This window comes from Prosthecobacter sp. (assembly GCF_046154365.1).
Classification (GTDB): domain Bacteria; phylum Verrucomicrobiota; class Verrucomicrobiia; order Verrucomicrobiales; family Verrucomicrobiaceae; genus Prosthecobacter.
In genome coordinates this window covers 14,865-31,413 of sequence record NZ_JBJXFV010000161.1, presented here as the reverse complement: position 1 = coordinate 31,413, position 16,549 = coordinate 14,865, and the positions used below count along the sequence as shown (strand labels likewise).

Here is a 16,549-nt window from a genome sequence, read left to right as displayed (position 1 = left end):
TCAGCCGCGTTTTGCCCGGCACACGCTGCAAATTTCATCGCCTGAATCCAGCACGCGGAATTCCAGATGCGAATCATCCAGCTCCGTCTTTTTGCAGACCGAGCACTGATGAAAAAACGTGCCCTGCGGCAGTTGCGCGGATTCAAAGCGGGTGCGGCGTGCCAGCACGCGTGCCTGCTTGGCCCTTTCGCTCACAAACCCCGGCCCGAACGCGATGAGATAATTGAGATGCCCTGCCAGCACTGGCAGCAGCATCGAAGGATCGCGCATCACCAAGAAGACCGTCATGCCTGCGGCGAGAAAGGCCACCCACTTCATTTTGATCGGCAGGATCATGTACAAATAGATTTCCTCGTTCGGAAATAGCGTGGCGAAGGCGAACAGCAGCGATTGATAAAGAAACATGCCCGGTGCCGGCCAGCCAAACACCAGTGCACCGAGCGTGACCACGAACATCCAGCCGAAAATATACAGGTTCACTCGGAACGCTCCCCAAGCCGCGTCCAAGCTGCGGCCGATCCACATCATGAACAGCGTGCCGATCAGCGCCCAGATGAGCGAGAAATTGCCGGGGATGAACACATGCGTAATCAGCCGCCAGACCTCGCCCTGCATCACGCGTGCTGGGTTTAGATCGAGAAACATCAAATACGCCGTCGCTCCCTCCGGTGACATGAACATCACCATCGCCAGCACCAGCAACTGAAACATCGCGATGACCTGCACGAGGCCGGGGATGGCGAAACGACCGAACTTGGACTCTAAACCGGGGATGAGTGACATGAATGGTCTTCCGTATTCAGTTTTCAGGGGTGAGTAAAGAGAAGAACACCAACAACACACGCCGCCGCCAGCCAGTCGCGCATGCCAAGTCGATCTGCATCACCGGTGAAACGCAGCAGCTTGAACAAGGCACCCGTCGGGCAGCCGTAGCGGCAGTATGCCAGTGGCGTGATCAACGACCACGCCAAACCCACCACCGCGAGCACGATGCTCGCCCAACCCGCGACACGGAACAGATAGGCATCGAATGGCTCCAGCGCGTTCAAATCGACCCGCAGGCCAAACGCCACGCTGAACAGCACGAAGGCGAGCAGCACGAACGGCAGTTTCGACAGCAGCGCTTCCAGCCAACGCGGTGGCGACCATTGAAACGGCAACCGCTTTGCCAACAACTGCTGCAACGCACCATGCGGGCAGATGTGATGGCAGTAGAGCTGCTTGCTGGTGAAAATCGGCCCCAGCAGCGCCACTGCGGCCAACAACACTAGGCCATGCACATTACGCCACGGCATGCCATACGCCGCCCAGCCGGCCAGCAGTCCTTGCGAGAGCAGTTCACCCGCCACGAAGCCGCCGTAGATCACCAGCAGCGCATGATGCAGATGCCGGCACCACGCACGACCCCGCAGCGAGGTGAACGCCATCACGAACGCCGCCAGAATGACGATCACATGCCCCGTGTCCTGCCAGCGCCAGCGAATCAGGCTCCACCAGCCTCGTTTCGCTTCTCTCTCCTTCAACAAAGCCTGCGCCCGCACGCGCACACCTTCCGCCACGCCATAGCTCGTCTGCGTGGCACCGGAAACACCTTCGATGCCCGCTGCATTGAAGTCGATGTTCGCGATCTTCTCGGTCGCCATGCCATCAAACGTCTGCAAAAACGCCGCATCACCCGTGACGTAGCCGACATAGGCTTCGTTATCGTAGCTGCGCCGCAAGGCGATGCCGCGCAGTGTCGAACCCGTCGCATCCATCAGCATGAAGGTGTCGCAGGGCCCTTTGTAGCCGACCACACCGTCCGAAGCCGGTGCCGTGCGCACCGCCAGCGCGATCACTTGATCCTTGGCATCCAGAACCTCCTGCGAACCCGGATGCGCTTTCGATTCGCGCAGCTTCGCGGCCTTCGGCTCCAGCTTCTGCACTTCATCAAGTGTGAGCGCGTCTGGAAAGCGCAGCGAAGTCGTCGCGCTCTTGCCCAGACGTCGCAGAACACCTTCCACAATCGCGCTGCTGGTCAAAGTCGCGCCCGAAACAGCATCGACAGGCATGTTTGCTATCTCAGCGGCCTTTTTGTTAGTGAACTGCTTGAAGAACGCACGCTCGCCCACCACCTCAGCCACATGATCGGTCGTGTCGCTGCTGTGCAGGATGCGCAGGCCGAGCACCTTGCCGCGTGCATCGAGCGCGATGAGCGTGTTCGTCGGCCCCGAGTAGCCGATGATGTCATCCGCCTCCGGCGAAGTCTGCATCACATGCCCGAGCGTGATGCCAGAAGCATCCTTCACCGCCTGCATGCCACTTTGCGGCATCAAAACGGCCGCTGCGGGAAAAAAGTCACGCACCCGCTCCACCGTGAGTTCCACCGCCTCAGGCTGCTGCGAACGCCGGATCGCGAACACCGCCGCCGCCAGCAACGCCACGCGCCAGAGACGCAGGGCGATGGATTTCCAGCGGCGGGCGTGAGCCATCACACCAGCAGTGTTTCGAGCCGCAGCGCAAACTCCGGGAACAGGCTGCTGCGCATTTCTTGAGCGGCGGTGAAAGTGGTCTGACTGCCGTAGCCGGCCACGCCAGGAGCCTGATACAACACGACGGAACGGCTCTCCGGTTCGATGAGCCAGTATTCCTTCACACCTGCTTCAGAATAGATCGCCGCCTTGCTGCGATCCCGCTGCTGCGTGCTGATGGCGATCTCGATGACGAGTTCGGCCGTGGTGGGGTGTGCGTGCTCGTAGTCTTCGATGGTTCCCGCAAACACGGCCACATCAGGCTCTGGTTCTGACCGTGAGCAGGTGATCGGACATTCGCGATCCACAAAAAAACCTGATGGCAGCAGGCTTTCCAGCAAGCGTTGCAATTTGCGGGCGAGGGATTGGTGCAGTGGTGATTTGGCCATTTTTTTGAAAAGCACACCTTCCAGCAACTCCACCTCCTCGCCGATGAGGCCGAGCCGCCCGGCTTCATGGTAAAACGCCACGCTGACGGGAAACACCGTCTGCCGCGCTTCGTGGGTGTCGAGGACGCTGATCATGCGCGGAGTGTAGCCGCCGGGCCGTGACGGCGCAAAAGGTTTCCAGCATGGAGGTATGGGGTTTGCATGGCTTTGCGCACCGATTCGGCGTAAACCATTTCATGCCTGCCTACATTCATCACATCGCCACCGCCACACCGCCGTTTCTTTACAGCAACGAGTTCGCCTGCGGCCGCATGAAGGGCTGGGTCACCGAGCCACGGGCGAAACGCATGGTCGAAATGATTTACGAGCGCACCGGCATCGAGACGCGCTACAGCGCGAGCGATGACTTCTTGAAGGACGATGGCGAGCTGTTTCGCACGCTGCCGGACGGCACGATCAATTCGCCCACCACCGGCCAGCGCAACGCGCTGTATGCCAAGGCCGCGCGCGAACTCGCGGTGAAGCTCGCTCGCAAGACGCTCGCCGAGTGCCCGCAGTTTGCGAAGGGTGACATCACGCATGTCGTGTTCGCGTCATGCACCGGCTTCGCGAATCCAGGGCCGGATTATCACATCATTCGCGATCTGGGGCTCAATGAGAGCGTGGAGCGCTACACCATCGGCTTCATGGGCTGCTACGCGGCGTTTCCGGCCATGCGCATGGCGGCGCAGTTCTGTGAGGCGAATCCGCAGGCCGTGGTGCTGGTCATGTGCCTGGAGCTTTGCTCGTTGCATCTGCAAGTGAGCGACAAGCCCGAAAGCATCGTAGCGAACGCGCTGTTCGCCGATGGCGCGGCGGCGGCGCTCATCAGTGCGCGCGAACCGTCAGGCGACCGGCCGTATTATCGGGTGCAGGGCTTTCACTCGGCACTGGTGCCCGCCAGTGAGGCACACATGGCCTGGGACATCGGTGACAACGGCTTCAACATGGTGCTCTCCGCCTATGTGCCCGATCTCATCGGCAGCAACATCCGCGCGATGCTCGTCGGCATTTTCGCCAAGCGTGAGATGGAACTCGATGACATCGACGAATGGGCGGTGCATCCCGGTGGTCGTGCCATTCTGGAGCAGGTGGAGCAGCATCTGGAACTGCCGGACGATGCCTTGGAGATGTCGCGCCGGGTGTTGCGTGATTACGGCAACATGAGCAGCCCGACGGTGCTGTTTGTGCTCAAAGGTTTGCTTGAAGAAGCCGAAACTGATCGTGCCATGACCTGCGCCATCGCTTTCGGTCCTGGACTCACCGTGGAAACCGCCGTGTTCGAACGCTGCGGTGCGGCGATTTCCGCCACCCAGAAAGCCCGGACATCTGAACAGGCTGCCGTGTGCGCCTGATGCTGCGCCAAGGTTGCTTCAGCCGCAGAATTGATTAAATCGCCCCATGCCGATCAGCGAAACCCGGGTCGAGGAAATCACCAAGTCCCTCAAACGTTGCAGCGCAGAGACGCTGAACGCCGCATTGCGTTTTGAGGAGTCGCGGAATTTGGATGAACTGCCCGCCATCATCCTCGGCGTGCTGGCGCGTGATGCGGCGAATCCAAAGCCGGAAGGCGTGGCCGCTGCCACCGATGACTCGCGCCTGATTGAAGACATCGGCATGGATTCCTTCGGCATGATCGAAGTCGTGATGACGGCGGAGGAAGTGCTGGGCATCACGGTGGCCAATCAGGAAATGAACGACATCCGCACACTCGGTCAGTTGAAGGCCTTTTTGCGCACCAAGTTCGCCGCATGAACCGCGTCGTCGTCACTGGACTTGGATTCATCTCCAGCATTGGCAACAACCGTGCGGCGGTGCTGGAAAGCCTTCGCGAGAGCCGCTGTGGCATCGAATTCATGCCGGAACTCGCCGCCGCGAATGATCGCGTGAAGCTGGCGGGCACCGTGAAGGGTTTTGCGTTTCCCACCACCGATCCACTCGACTGGACTTTCCCCGCCAACGTCGAGATCAGCCGCGCGCAACTGCGCACCATGGTTCCCAACGCCGTCTTCGCCATCGCCGCGATGGCAGAGGCCATCAGCGATGCCAAACTCGATCCTGCGCTCGTTTCAACGCCACAAACCGGCTTGTATTGTGCTTCGGCAGGCTCGGCATGGCTGACGCATGTGACGATGGATTCGCTGCTCAGTCGCGGACCCGCACGCATCTCGGCTCAGTCCGTGGTGACGTGCATGCCGAACTCGTTGCATCTCAATTTAACGGCACGCTTTGCGATCAAAGGTGCCGCCGTCGGGTTTAGCAGCGCGTGCGCGTCCTCGGCGCATGCGCTGGGCAGTGCGTGTGATTTGATCCGGCTGGGGCGGCAGAAAATCATGTTCGTGGTCGGTGCGGAGGATTGTCATCCGTACAACATCCTGCCGTTTGCCTCACTGCGGGCGCTGAGTTCGCACACGGACCCGGCGCTGGCACCGCGGCCGTTTGATGTGAGCCGTGATGGTTTTGTCATCACTGGCGGCAGTGCGGTGCTCGTGCTCGAAGAGGCGGAACATGCCGCCGCTCGCGGCGCGACGGTTTATGCCGAGGTCAAAGGCTGGGGGCAGGCTTCCGATGGCTACGATGTCGTCGCGCCTGATCCCACTGGTGACGGACTGGCACGTGCCATGACGAATGCCCTCCAAGATGCCGGTCTCGATGCTTCAGAGGTCGATTACATTAATGCGCATGCCACCGCGACGAGTGCGGGCGACATCGCTGAATTGAACGCGATCAAAGCGGTTTTCACCGGCGCAGCCAGGCCGCGAGTGAGCAGCACGAAGGCGCTCACGGGGCATGGTTTGAGTCTCGCCGGTGCTTTGGAGGCCGGCATTTGCTGTTTGGCACTGCGCGAAGGCTTCATGCCTGCTTCCGCGAAGATTCAGCAGCTCGATCCGGCGTGTGAAGGCGTCTCGATCATCACCACGCGCGTGGATGCAGCGCCACGCGTCGCCATGAGCAACTCCAGTGGTTTCGGCGGTGCGAATGTGGCGTTGATCCTCGCGCGCAGTTGCGCCTGACGCCGTTAACTCGTCGCCTATGCCCGCCTGCCTCGAACCTCTGCGATGAAACACGATGTCATCATCATCGGTGCCGGGCCGGTGGGCTTGCTGCTCGCGCTGCTGCTCGGCCAGCGTGGATTGAATGTGCTGGTGTTGGAGCAACGCACGGAACTGCCACAGCAGTCGCAGGCTATCGGCATCACACCGCCATCACTGGAGATTCTCGCGACGGTGGGACTGGCGCAGAGCTTTGTGCAAAGCGGTGTCTGCATCCGTGACTGTTTTGTGCATGGTCACACGGGACGGCTTGGCGGTGTGTCGTTTCGTGACATTGCCGGAGCGCATCGTTTCATCCTCTCGCTGCCGCAGCGGCAGACCATGCGGCTGCTGGAGGAGGCGCTGATGCAACAGCCCACGGTAAAATTGATGCGTGGCATCGAATGCGCCGCGCTCTCATCACAAGCGGATGGCGTCATAGTGCGGACCGCAGAGGCCGAATTTCATGCGGCGTTCGTGGTGGCCTGCGATGGCGCTCACAGCCGCGTGCGTGAGCTGCTGGGCATCCGCACGCGGCGGCGCGAGTACGGCTGCCAGTTCGTCATGGGCGATTTCATCGACCGCACCGCGATGCAGGATGACGCGCATCTGTTTTTCACCGCAGCCGGCGCGGTGGAGAGTTTTCCGCTGCCGGAAGGACAGCGGCGCTGGATCGTGCAAACGAACGACGAAACCGATTTGGTGCCGCAGGTGCGCCAGCGCACGGGAATGCTGCTCAACGCGGCCGATCAGCTCAATGCCAGCGCGTTTTCGCCATGGCGGCTGGATTGCGAACGGCTCCATCTGGGCCATGTGCTGCTGTGTGGCGATGCGGCGCATGTGATGAGCCCCATCGGCGGCCAGGGCATGAACACCGGCTTTGCCGATGCCGAATTCGCGGCGGCCATGCTGCATGCCATCCTGCGCCATGGTGAAAACGCGGAACGCTGGTTCAAGCAGTATGAACACTGCCGTCAAACCGCCGCACGCACCGCCGCACGCCGCGCTGAGTGGGGCATGGGCCTCGGCGTCTGGCGTGGCGTGATGCGCAGCCTGCTGCGTGACTTCATCATACGCAGCATCCTGCGGTCAGATCATGTGCCGCCGTGGTTTGCGATGCAGAGTCTGCCATTCAACCGCTACCAGCCATGAAGCGCCTTCTTCAGCCCGAACTGCTCGACACACTGCCGCATAACGATCCTGCTGCGATCCGTGCGCGCGAGGAGATGCTGCTGGTGAACGGCATCATGGGCAATCATCGCTGGATCGAGCGCATGATCCGCAGACATGGCGAAACCGGCTGGCGCATCACCGAACTCGGCGCGGGCGATGGTGAGCTGTCACTGCGGCTGCTGAACGCTGGTTTGTGCCGCGCAGAAGCACTGCAAGCGATGGATCTGGCCCCAAGACCGAAACATTGGCCGCACGAGGCGCAGTGGAGCTGCGGCGATGTTTTGACGCAGGCTCTGCCGGAGTCCGAGATCGTGATCGCGAATTTGTTTCTGCATCACTTCATGACGGAGCAGCTGCGGACGCTTGGTTCACGCATTTCACCGGTCACACGCCTCTTCGTGGCCGTTGAACCAGCGCGATGGCGGATTCACGCGATCATGGGCCGGTTGTTTTGTGAGATCGCCGAATTGAACCATGTCCAGCGTCACGACATGCAAGCGAGCATCCGTGCCGGCTTTCGTGGCGATGAGCTGCGCCAGGCGCTCGGCCTCGGTGAGGAATGGCGGGTGAGCGTGCAATCGCATCCGCTGGGCGGGTATCGCTTCATGGCGGAGCGCTGAGAGTTCGGCGGAAGCGGCACGTTTCAACGGGCATGCTTCGCCCGCTCCTGTTTCTCACGCTGGTCTCATCATCGCTGCTAGCCGCACCGCCGAATGTGCTGCTGCTCATCGCTGACAACTGGTCCTATGCTCATGCGGGTGCCAACGGCGATCTCGTGGTGCGCACACCGGTGTTTGATCGCGTCTGTCACGAGGGCATGCGGTTCACACACGCCTTCTGCCCAGTGCCGTCATGCTCGCCGACGCGGTCATGCATCGTCACGGGGCGGGCGGCGCATCAGCTTGAGGATGCGGCGAGTCTTTGGAGTAAATTCCCCGCGAAGTTTCGCGTCTTCGGCGATGCGCTGAGCGAAGCGGGCTATCAGGTCGGGTTCACGGGCAAAGGCTGGTCGCCAGGAAACTTCAAAGACTTCGGCCGCGAGGTGAATCCGGCGGGCGCGCAGTTCGAAGGCTTCCCCGCCTTCATGAACGAACGCAAGCAGGGCCAGCCGTTCTTTTTCTGGTTCGGCTCGACGCACACGGCGCTGCATCAATGGCGCGCAGGCACCGGCAAAGCACGCGGCATTGATTCGGCACAGGTGCGGGTGCCCAAATGCCTGCCGGACGTGCCCGTGGTGCGCGAAGAAATCGCGGATTATCTCGCGCAGGTGGAGTTGATGGATGCGGCGTTTGGTGAAGTGATCTCAGCGTTGGAAAAAAGCGGTGACCTGGAGAACACGGTGATCATTTACACCAGCGACAACGGCTGGCAGATGCCGCACGGCCTCGCGCATTGCTATGACGACGGCACGCATGTCCCGCTGGCGGTGCGCTGGCCGGGAAAGGTCAAGCCGGGGGCGGTGAGCGCTGATTTCATCTCGCTGACGGACTTTGCGCCGACGTTTCTCGAACTTGCCGGACTCAAGGCGTGGCCGGAGATGACGGGTCGCAGCTTTGTGGATGTGCTGACGGGCCAACCTTCCGCCGTGCAGCGCGACCACGTCTTCATCGAGCGTGAACGACATGCCAATGTGCGGAAGGGCAATCTGAGCTATCCGGTGCGCGGCATCCGCACGGCCGACTATTTGTATCTGCGCAATCTGCGGCCGGAACGCTGGCCCGCAGGCGATCCTGAGCTGTACTTTGCCGTTGGGCCGTATGGTGACATCGATGGCACGCGCACCAAGGCGTTGATGGAACATGCGCAAGAGCCGGTGATGCAGGCTCTGTTTGAGCTGAGCTTCGGGAAACGACCCGCCGAGGAGTTGTATGATTTGAAGAGCGATCCGGAGCAACTCGTGAATCTGGCGGCTGATCCGCACCTCAAGCCGGTCAAAACCGCCCTTGGAGCCCGGGTCGAGGCATGGATGCACGAGACCCATGATCCGCGTGTCGATCCCGCGACGAATGTGTGGGACACCTATCCGTATTTCGGCGGCAAGGCGAAGCAACTGCGTGACGCGAAGCCATGACATGGTTTGCCGTGAGGCAGGAGTGCATTCATACTGCGCCACATGATCCGGCCCCATACGCCGCCAGAAACACCCGCCGACAAGCCCGCGCACAACGGCGACGGCGGTGGCGCGTGGCATTCTCCGTGGGATCTGGATCACGAATGGCGGGATGCGCCAGCGGCGAAAAAACAGCGGCTCATACAGGACGAAGAACAGGAGCCTGCGCCACCACGCCGAGCGGCGGCAGCAAAAGCAAAGCCCATGGTGCCGACGTCGCCTGCCGAAATCATCTACCAGGTGGCAGCGCTGCCCAACGTGGCACCGCCGTCACGACTGGTGACCCCACCGCGGCGGCTGCGTGTGCCGCGCGAGCGCGAAGCTTCTTGGTTCACGCTGGTCATCTTGAGCATGGGGCTGCTCGCGTTTGTGTTCATCGTCTGGCAGTATCTGGATGATCCGGCTTTGGGTGCGGATGAGGATCTGCTGCTGAAGCGACCCGTGGATCAGGCGCAGACCATTCAGACGCCGGAAAAGCTGCGGAAGTTCCTGGAGTCCATCGCGCCCTTCGAGAACACGACCTTGTATGGCAAGCCGCCGTGGCTGTGGGACACGCCCACGCTGTCGCGCATCGTGCAGGCGAACGGGGCCGCGCTCGATAATCTGCGTGATCTGCTCGAAGACGCCGATTGGCATCCAACGCATGCAGCGTGGCATGTCACGGACACTTGCAGCGATCCGCGCTGGCATCAGGCGCTGCGTTTGAAGCAGGCGGAGGCAGCCTATCTTTCGCGGCGCATGCAGGAGGAGGAGGCGTTTACGGCGGCGATTGATCTCGCCGAACTCGGCTGGCGCCTGGAGCAGGTCTGGGCCTGGCCTTCGTGCTATGAGCGCTCCCTGGAAGCACAGGCCTTTGCCGCGCAAACACTCGCTGATCTGCTGCGGCAGACGAAACTGCCCGAAGCGACGCTGCGTCAATTTCAGCGCCAGTTCAACGTCTGCCAGCCCAGCGTCGAGATGCTGGAGCGTGCGCTGAATGCGTTCTACGTGCATGAGAAGAAACTGATTCTCGGCCCCAAGAGCGGTGAACTGCTCGACACGATGCCCGGCGGTGTGCAGTTGCGGCGGCCTGGACGTTTGTTCTTCAAGCCGAATGAAACTCTGCAACACTTTGCCGCCGCGTTCCGGCAGTTGAAGGATGAGATGAAGGCGCCGCTGGCGCTCACTTCCGATGTTCGGCTCAAAAACACTCCCGCAGCCGAGACTTCCTACCAGCCAAACTCTGCCGGGCGGATGTATTTCCTTCAACGCTCGAAACAGTACACGCGTCTGCCAGCGTTCCTGGGGCTGGCGCGTGCGCGGGGGAATCTGATCATCACCCTGTTCGCCGTACGCCGCTGCATTGCCGAAAAGAAAACGCTACCCGGCACCTTGGAACAGCTCCGCACCTTCAATTTCCTGCTCGATCTGCCGGTCGATCCCTACACCGGCGCACCATTGCAATACAGCCTCGCACGCGGCCTGATCTGGTCCGTCGGCAACGATCTCAAGTCGAACGGCGGTGCCTTCACCGAACCGCCGATGAACGATGCGACGGAGCCGACCGTGGAAATCGGCATCGCCGTGGCGGGCGTAGCAAAGTAGTCCAGTTGCTGCGCAACTGGAGCATGGCAGTGCTTGCACTCCGCCATGCAGACCGGTAATATCCGCACGTCATGGCCGTCCTCGCTCCACTGCCGCAACCCACGTCCCCCATGCGCCATCAGGCGACGGTGGAGGAACTGTACCGTCTCTTCAACGAGCGTGATCCGGGTGAGACGCGCCGCATGGAACTCATCAACGGGGAGATTGTCGATATGCTGCCGCCTGGACCTTTTCACTCTGGATTCACCGATGAAGTTCACGAGGTCATTCGGGAGAAAGTCGGCAAAGCGTTGCGCGTGCGCTGTCAAAATCCGATCCGCATCAACCGCCACAACGAGCCGCAGCCAGACATCGCCGTGGTCGAGAAACGCAAGGATGGCTACACGCTGTCGCATCCCGGTCCCGATGACGTGCTGCTCATCATCGAGATTTCCGATTCATCGCTGGAGTATGACCTCAACACGAAGCGCCAGACCTATGCGAAAGCCGAGATCGCCGAATACTGGGTGCTGGATGTGAACGACCGCGAGCTGCACGTCTTCCGCCGCCCATGGCAGGGCGACTACACCGAGCATGCGACGTTCTCCGGCGAGGACGAGGTGCAATGCACGACAATCCGTGATTTGCAGCTCCGCGTGCGCGAGCTGCTGCCGGAAGTGATGGTGAAGTAGGCCAGTTGCTGCGCAACTGGCTCTGACCTTGTTGCACAGCAACAAGGCTACTTTTTCCACCGCATGCAGCGGAAGGGATGATCGTCGATCATGTTGGGCTGCACGCCGGTGAGGCGGTCGGCGTGGTAGCGAAGCTGATGTTGTTCCTGCGGGCTGGGTGTGATAGTTTGCTGGCATGAGTGACCGACTGCTGCTTTCCCGCATCACCTCCGCGCCAGATATATGTCATGGCAAGCCGTGCATTCGCGGTCTGCGCTATCCGGTGGAGTTTGTGCTGGAACTACTCAGTAGCGGCATGACCAATGAGGAAATTCTGGCCGATTACGAGGACCTGGAAGCTGATGACCTGCGCGCGGCCATCGCCTGGTCAGCCAGACTGACGCGCACGAAGCGGATCGAACCTGTGCTGGCATGAAATTCGTGGTGGATGCGCGACGGCTGGCGCGTGCAATGACAGCGCTAGGTGCTGATGCCATCCACACCCTTGATCTGCCTGCTGGCAATCTGACCACGGACAGCGAAATTCGGCGCATCGCCGCTGCGGATCAGCGGATTGTTGTCACGAAGGACCGCGACTTCGTGGACAGCTTCCTCATGCATGGTGAACCCGCCAAGCTGCTGTTCATCACCACCGGAAACATTCCGAACGACCAGTTGGTTCGGCTGCTGCAAGCAAACTGGTTGGGCATTTTGCAAATGCTAGTCCAGGGGGACTTTGTGGAGCTGAGCCGTAGCTCGCTGGTGCTGCATGCGTGAGGCATCTTCTTGAGGCCAGCGGCCAGTTGCTGCGCAACTGGCTCTGACCTTGTTGCACAGCAACAAGGCTACTTTTTCCACCGCATGCAGCGGAAGGGATGATCGTCGATCATGTTCGCTTGCACGCCGGTGAGGCGGTCGGCGTGGTAGAATTGGACGCCGACATAGTGGTAAATGGGGAGGATGGCGGCTTCGTCGGTGACGAGGAGTTTCTCCGCCTGCTGGAAGAGCGTGTTGCGTTGGTTGAGATCGGGTTCGCTGGCAGCAGCGGCGATGAGTTCGTCGTACTTCGCATTGGCCCAGCCGGTGCGGTTGTTGCCGCTGGTGGAGAGGAACATCTCCAAAAACGTGCCAGGGTCGTTGTAGTCGCCCACCCAACTGCTGCGGCAGAGGTGGTAGTTTTTCTCCTTCATCGACGCGAGGTAAATCTTCCACTCCTGCTTCACGAGATCGACACTGACACCGAGATGCTCCTGCCACATGGCCTGCAGTTCGACAGCGATGTTGCGTTCGACCGGTTTCGGAAAGTAGAGGTATTCGACGCGTGGGAAGCCTTTGCCGCCGGGATAACCGGCGGCGGCGAGAAGCTGCTGTGCACGCTTTGGATCGAACTCGGGACCGGGTGGTGGCTGGTAGTTTTGGCCGGCACCGGGCGGCGTGAGGCTGAAGGCATTGCGTTCACCGAGTTGGGTGATTTTTTCGGTGACACGTTTGCGATCAATCGCCAGCGAGAAGGCGAGGCGTATCTGCGGATCGGTGAATGGTGCACGGTTGACGTTGAAGCGCGTGAAGTAGCTGCCGAGGAACGGGCCGGTGTGGAAGTACGGCTGCTGCTTGAGCTTCGCCGTGAGCGAGGTGGGCACCATGCCCTTGTCCATGATGAGGTCGGCCTGGCCGGTGAGGAAGTAATTGATCGCGGTGTTCGGTTCGGAAATCGGCAGGATTTCGATGCTCTTCATCGGCACGTTCGCGGCATCCCAGTAGCGTTCGTTGCGACGCAGCACGATGCGGTCATCGAGCAGCCAGTCTTCGAGCGTGTAGGAGCCGTTGCCGATGAGAGCGCCCGGTTTGATCCACGCGGTGCCGTGTTTCTCGATGATGCGCTGCGGCACCGGATTAAACACGGTGAAGGCGCAGAGGTCGATGAAGTAGGGCGTGGGATTTTCGAGTTCGACTCGCAGCGTGTGATCATCGAGCGCGGCAACACCGACCTGCGCGAAGTCCTTGAGCGTGCCTTCATGAAAAGCACGGGCGTTTTTGATGACGTAAAGCTGCCCGGCGTAATCGGCCCCGAACTCGGGACTGAGCACGCGCTGCCACGAATAGACGAAGTCCTGCGTCGTGAGTGGCACGCCATCGCTCCAGGTGGCATTCGAACGCAGATGGAAGGTGTAAGTCTTGCGATCAGGCGACATGTCCCAGCGCTCCGCCATGCCGGGCTGCGGTTTGCCGGCCTCATCAATGCGGCACAGCCCTTCAAACAACGCCGACGCGATGCGCATGCCGACCTGATCAGTCACAATGGCCGGATCAATGCTCTCCGGCTCGGCACCATTGATGAACACGAGATCCGCACGCGGCCGCGAACGCCCGCAGGCGGCGAGCGTGAGCAGAAGTGCGGCGGCGAAGACAAAACGAGTCACGCGAAAAGCTAGCACACGGTTGCGGCGGTCCGCAGCACAAAGATGGCTGGGCGATCACTTCGCCATCAAATAATGCCGCACCTTGCCATGCCGTTGCTTGTTCGTCAGCGGCGGGAGGTCGAGGTGGAAGAAGTGGCGGAGTGTTTTGGTGTGGTGCTTGAGGGTTTGCTTGGCTGCTTCCTTCAACTCGGTCCAGCGCCGCCAAGGGTGAGCGGGAGCGTGCGTGATGTGACGCAGGAGACTGAGCCATTCGACATAGGCTCTCGAAATATCACCTTCGGCGATGCCGGCACGGAGATCGTGCGACCCGGGACGTTCGGGATGCAGCAACGCGTCGAGGAGTTCGGCGGCGCCTTCGCCGTAATCGGTGGGGAGGCCGTTTTCGAGATAGCCGTGGTGATTGATGAAGCCGTAGGTGCCACGGCACACGGCAGCTAGGCGTTCGGAGCCGGCGGCGTGCGGGAGATCAAATTTGGAGCCGCTGCGGAGGTTCGCGAGATGGTTCACGAGTTCGTCGGCGTGATAGCTCTCGTCTTCGAGCGCGGCGCAGATGGCGAGGCCTTCGCCGTGCTGGAAGAAGCTGAAGATTTCGCCGCGACGTGTCGGCACGCCAGCGGCGTCGATGAGGGCGAGTGTGCGCCAGGCGTGAATGGGTGAGCCGACACGCGGTTCACGGTCGGTCGTGGCGGTTTCGGTCATATGGACACCGGTGGCGTTGCGCACGACGATGCCGCGCTCTTGTGGCGCAAAGAGGAGCCGCTGGTGACTGTCTTCGTAGGCCATGACTTCGATGTGCGAGAGATCGAAGCAGGCGAAGACGAGGTTTTCTTTCTGCACGGTGCCGATGAACTCAGGCGCGACATCTTTGATGATGTCATCCACGGTCTCAATGATCGCTGCGCCGAGTTCACCGGCATGCAGGATGGTGATTTCTTCGAGTGCGATGGTTTCGGCTTTGCGCGGCAGCTTCAACAGGCGGCGAATCGTCTTCGTGGGCCGGATGTGGCCTGCTGGCTCGTCCACGGGCGTGCCGAGGCTGATTTCGACGCCATAGATCGTTGCGTTCTCGCGTCTGATCTTGCCAACGCGGCCGATGCCATGCGCGAACTTCGCGGCGAAGCTAGGAATGGTAAGCGCGGAGCCGATTTGAGTCGTGCTGGTAATCCAAACACGTGAAAGCGGCACGCGTTGAAGCGCGTGGCGGTGTTTGCGTTCCCATTCGCCGCGAGAGTTCAAGATTTGTCGCTCGGTGGCTTCGAGACCGAACAACGCTTTCATCTCCACTGGCTGCACGGATGAATCGTTGGCCTCCAAACCCAGCAGCGGCGGCACTTTGGCGAACATGCGCTCGGCGAAGCGGGTGGCGGCATCGAAGGGATTTTCTTGTTTCAAGGCAGCGTGCTTCATCACGCGCACAAAGATCGGCCAAGGGAGCAAGGCGCTGCGGTGCAGGCGCGCAGGACGTGCGTCGGAGAGCGAGGGGCTGTCGCGTGAGGTGATGACGTGGCCTTTGTCATCGAGACCACGGCGTCCGGCGCGGCCATACATTTGCAGCAGTTCGTCGGGAGCGAGTTTGTGCTCGCTGGTGCCGTCGTGATATGTCGTGGCGGCGACGTGGACACTGCGCACGGAGAAGTTGATGCCCGCAGCGAGTCCCATCGTCGCGACGATGACACGCAGTTGACCCGCTTTGGCCAATGGCTCGATGATTCCGGCACGTGCCGCATACGAGAGGCCGCTGTGATGGAAGGCGATGCGGCGCTCGATCAACGTAGCGAGATCTTTGCCACACACGGAGCGCTGCTCGGGCGTGAGTTCGAGTGGATCGCCTTGCGGGAGATCGTTGGCGAGTCGGCGGGCGATGGATTCGGCTTCTTTGCGGCGTGGCGCGAAGATGAGCAGCGGCGCGAGATCGGCGAGCATCACGGCAGCGGCGAAACGCGGCCAGTAGTGATCGAATTGACGAGTGCGCTGCGGCAAAGCCTCATGGGCCACTTCTTCGAGCGGTACAGGACGTTCACGCGTGGCAACGACTTCGGCTTTGCGGCCCAAGCGTTGCATCCAGGCCACGATGTCCTCGGGATTCGCCACGGAGCCGCTGAGAAGGAGCAAGCGTGTGTGCGCAGGTGCGAGTGCGATGGCGGCTTCGTAGTTCGCGCCACGGGCGTTGTCGGAAATCATCTGGTACTCATCGATGACGAGCAGCGCGGGGCCTTCGCCGCGCACGAGGCGTTCGAGTTGTGTCTCCAAAGTGGCGACAACGACGGGCGCATCGACATTTTCGGCGATGTCGCCGGTGGCGATGCCGACATTCCACTTCGCTTCCTTCCACTCGGCGTATTTGTCGTTCGCAAGAGCACGCGTCGGCACGGTGTAGATCGCCGGGCCGGTCAAATGGCGGCCTTGATGCAGCAGCTCGAAGATGTAGGTCTTTCCGGCTCCGGTGGGCGCACTGACGACGACATCACAGCCCGTGCGCAACAAATTCACCGCCTGATGCTGCCAGGGATCGGGAAGTTTGAGCTGATTGAGGGACGGAAGCATGTTGTTCACATTGCGCGCGCTTGGTTACGAACAACCTCACCCATGCGCAACAACGGTTTATGCGAGGCCCGCGCTTGAATCCACGCCACGCCGCGTTA

Annotated in this window: 15 protein-coding genes; 10 read left to right on the top strand and 5 right to left on the bottom strand. The window is 61.1% G+C overall.

The window, feature by feature from the left end:
- The 3 genes from ACKVY0_RS20565 to ACKVY0_RS20555 are packed head-to-tail and all read right to left on the bottom strand — an operon-like array spanning window position 1 to window position 3,034.
- Window positions 1-783, bottom strand: a complete 783-nt coding sequence (locus ACKVY0_RS20565; RefSeq protein ID WP_409216722.1) for a hypothetical protein — start codon at window positions 781-783, stop codon at window positions 1-3.
- A 23-nt stretch (window positions 784-806) separates the two neighbouring features.
- Window positions 807-2,471, bottom strand: coding sequence for an FMN-binding protein (locus ACKVY0_RS20560; protein ID WP_409216721.1), 1,665 nt, complete (start codon window positions 2,469-2,471; stop codon window positions 807-809).
- Entirely contained in the window at window positions 2,471-3,034 is a 564-nt protein-coding gene (locus ACKVY0_RS20555) for a Uma2 family endonuclease (protein WP_409216720.1), read from the bottom strand. The genes ACKVY0_RS20560 and ACKVY0_RS20555 overlap by 1 nt, the downstream gene beginning before the upstream one ends.
- A gap of 101 nt (window positions 3,035-3,135) precedes the next feature.
- Between ACKVY0_RS20555 and ACKVY0_RS20550 the strand changes: the two genes are divergently transcribed.
- The 10 genes from ACKVY0_RS20550 to ACKVY0_RS20505 all read left to right on the top strand — a co-directional run bounded on the left by ACKVY0_RS20550 (window position 3,136) and on the right by ACKVY0_RS20505 (window position 12,264).
- On the top strand, window positions 3,136-4,293 hold the full coding sequence (locus ACKVY0_RS20550; protein WP_409216719.1) for a type III polyketide synthase: 1,158 nt from the start codon (window positions 3,136-3,138) through the stop codon (window positions 4,291-4,293).
- Window positions 4,294-4,339: 46 nt separating this feature from the next.
- Window positions 4,340-4,693 (top strand): acyl carrier protein, encoded by a 354-nt coding sequence (locus ACKVY0_RS20545; protein WP_409216718.1) that lies wholly within the window; start codon window positions 4,340-4,342, stop codon window positions 4,691-4,693.
- Entirely contained in the window at window positions 4,690-5,952 is a 1,263-nt protein-coding gene (locus ACKVY0_RS20540; RefSeq protein WP_409216717.1) for a beta-ketoacyl-[acyl-carrier-protein] synthase family protein, read from the top strand. The genes ACKVY0_RS20545 and ACKVY0_RS20540 overlap by 4 nt, the downstream gene beginning before the upstream one ends.
- Window positions 5,953-5,997: 45 nt before the next feature.
- A complete protein-coding gene (locus ACKVY0_RS20535; protein WP_409216716.1) occupies window positions 5,998-7,122 on the top strand; it encodes an FAD-dependent oxidoreductase in 1,125 nt (374 codons plus the stop codon).
- A complete protein-coding gene (locus tag ACKVY0_RS20530) occupies window positions 7,119-7,763 on the top strand; it encodes a hypothetical protein (protein WP_409216715.1) in 645 nt (214 codons plus the stop codon). The genes ACKVY0_RS20535 and ACKVY0_RS20530 overlap by 4 nt, the downstream gene beginning before the upstream one ends.
- Window positions 7,764-7,795: 32 nt before the next feature.
- Entirely contained in the window at window positions 7,796-9,214 is a 1,419-nt protein-coding gene (locus tag ACKVY0_RS20525) for a sulfatase (RefSeq protein WP_409216714.1), read from the top strand.
- A gap of 42 nt (window positions 9,215-9,256) precedes the next feature.
- Window positions 9,257-10,837 carry a hypothetical protein gene (locus ACKVY0_RS20520; RefSeq protein ID WP_409216713.1) on the top strand — a complete coding sequence of 527 codons (1,581 nt, stop codon included), beginning with the start codon at window positions 9,257-9,259 and terminating at the stop codon, window positions 10,835-10,837.
- A 71-nt stretch (window positions 10,838-10,908) separates the two neighbouring features.
- Complete coding sequence (locus tag ACKVY0_RS20515) at window positions 10,909-11,508, top strand: Uma2 family endonuclease (protein WP_409216712.1); 600 nt, start codon at window positions 10,909-10,911, stop codon at window positions 11,506-11,508.
- A gap of 175 nt (window positions 11,509-11,683) precedes the next feature.
- Complete coding sequence (locus ACKVY0_RS20510; RefSeq protein WP_409216711.1) at window positions 11,684-11,923, top strand: DUF433 domain-containing protein; 240 nt, start codon at window positions 11,684-11,686, stop codon at window positions 11,921-11,923.
- Window positions 11,920-12,264, top strand: coding sequence for a DUF5615 family PIN-like protein (locus ACKVY0_RS20505; protein WP_409216710.1), 345 nt, complete (start codon window positions 11,920-11,922; stop codon window positions 12,262-12,264). The genes ACKVY0_RS20510 and ACKVY0_RS20505 overlap by 4 nt, the downstream gene beginning before the upstream one ends.
- Window positions 12,265-12,332: 68 nt before the next feature.
- Here ACKVY0_RS20505 and ACKVY0_RS20500 read toward each other — a convergent pair whose 3' ends face one another.
- Window positions 12,333-13,907, bottom strand: a complete 1,575-nt coding sequence (locus ACKVY0_RS20500; protein ID WP_409216709.1) for a peptide ABC transporter substrate-binding protein — start codon at window positions 13,905-13,907, stop codon at window positions 12,333-12,335.
- A gap of 54 nt (window positions 13,908-13,961) precedes the next feature.
- Window positions 13,962-16,451: a DEAD/DEAH box helicase gene (locus ACKVY0_RS20495; RefSeq protein WP_409216708.1), complete on the bottom strand. Its 2,490-nt coding sequence runs from the start codon at window positions 16,449-16,451 to the stop codon at window positions 13,962-13,964.
- Window positions 16,452-16,549: the final 98 nt, after the last annotated feature.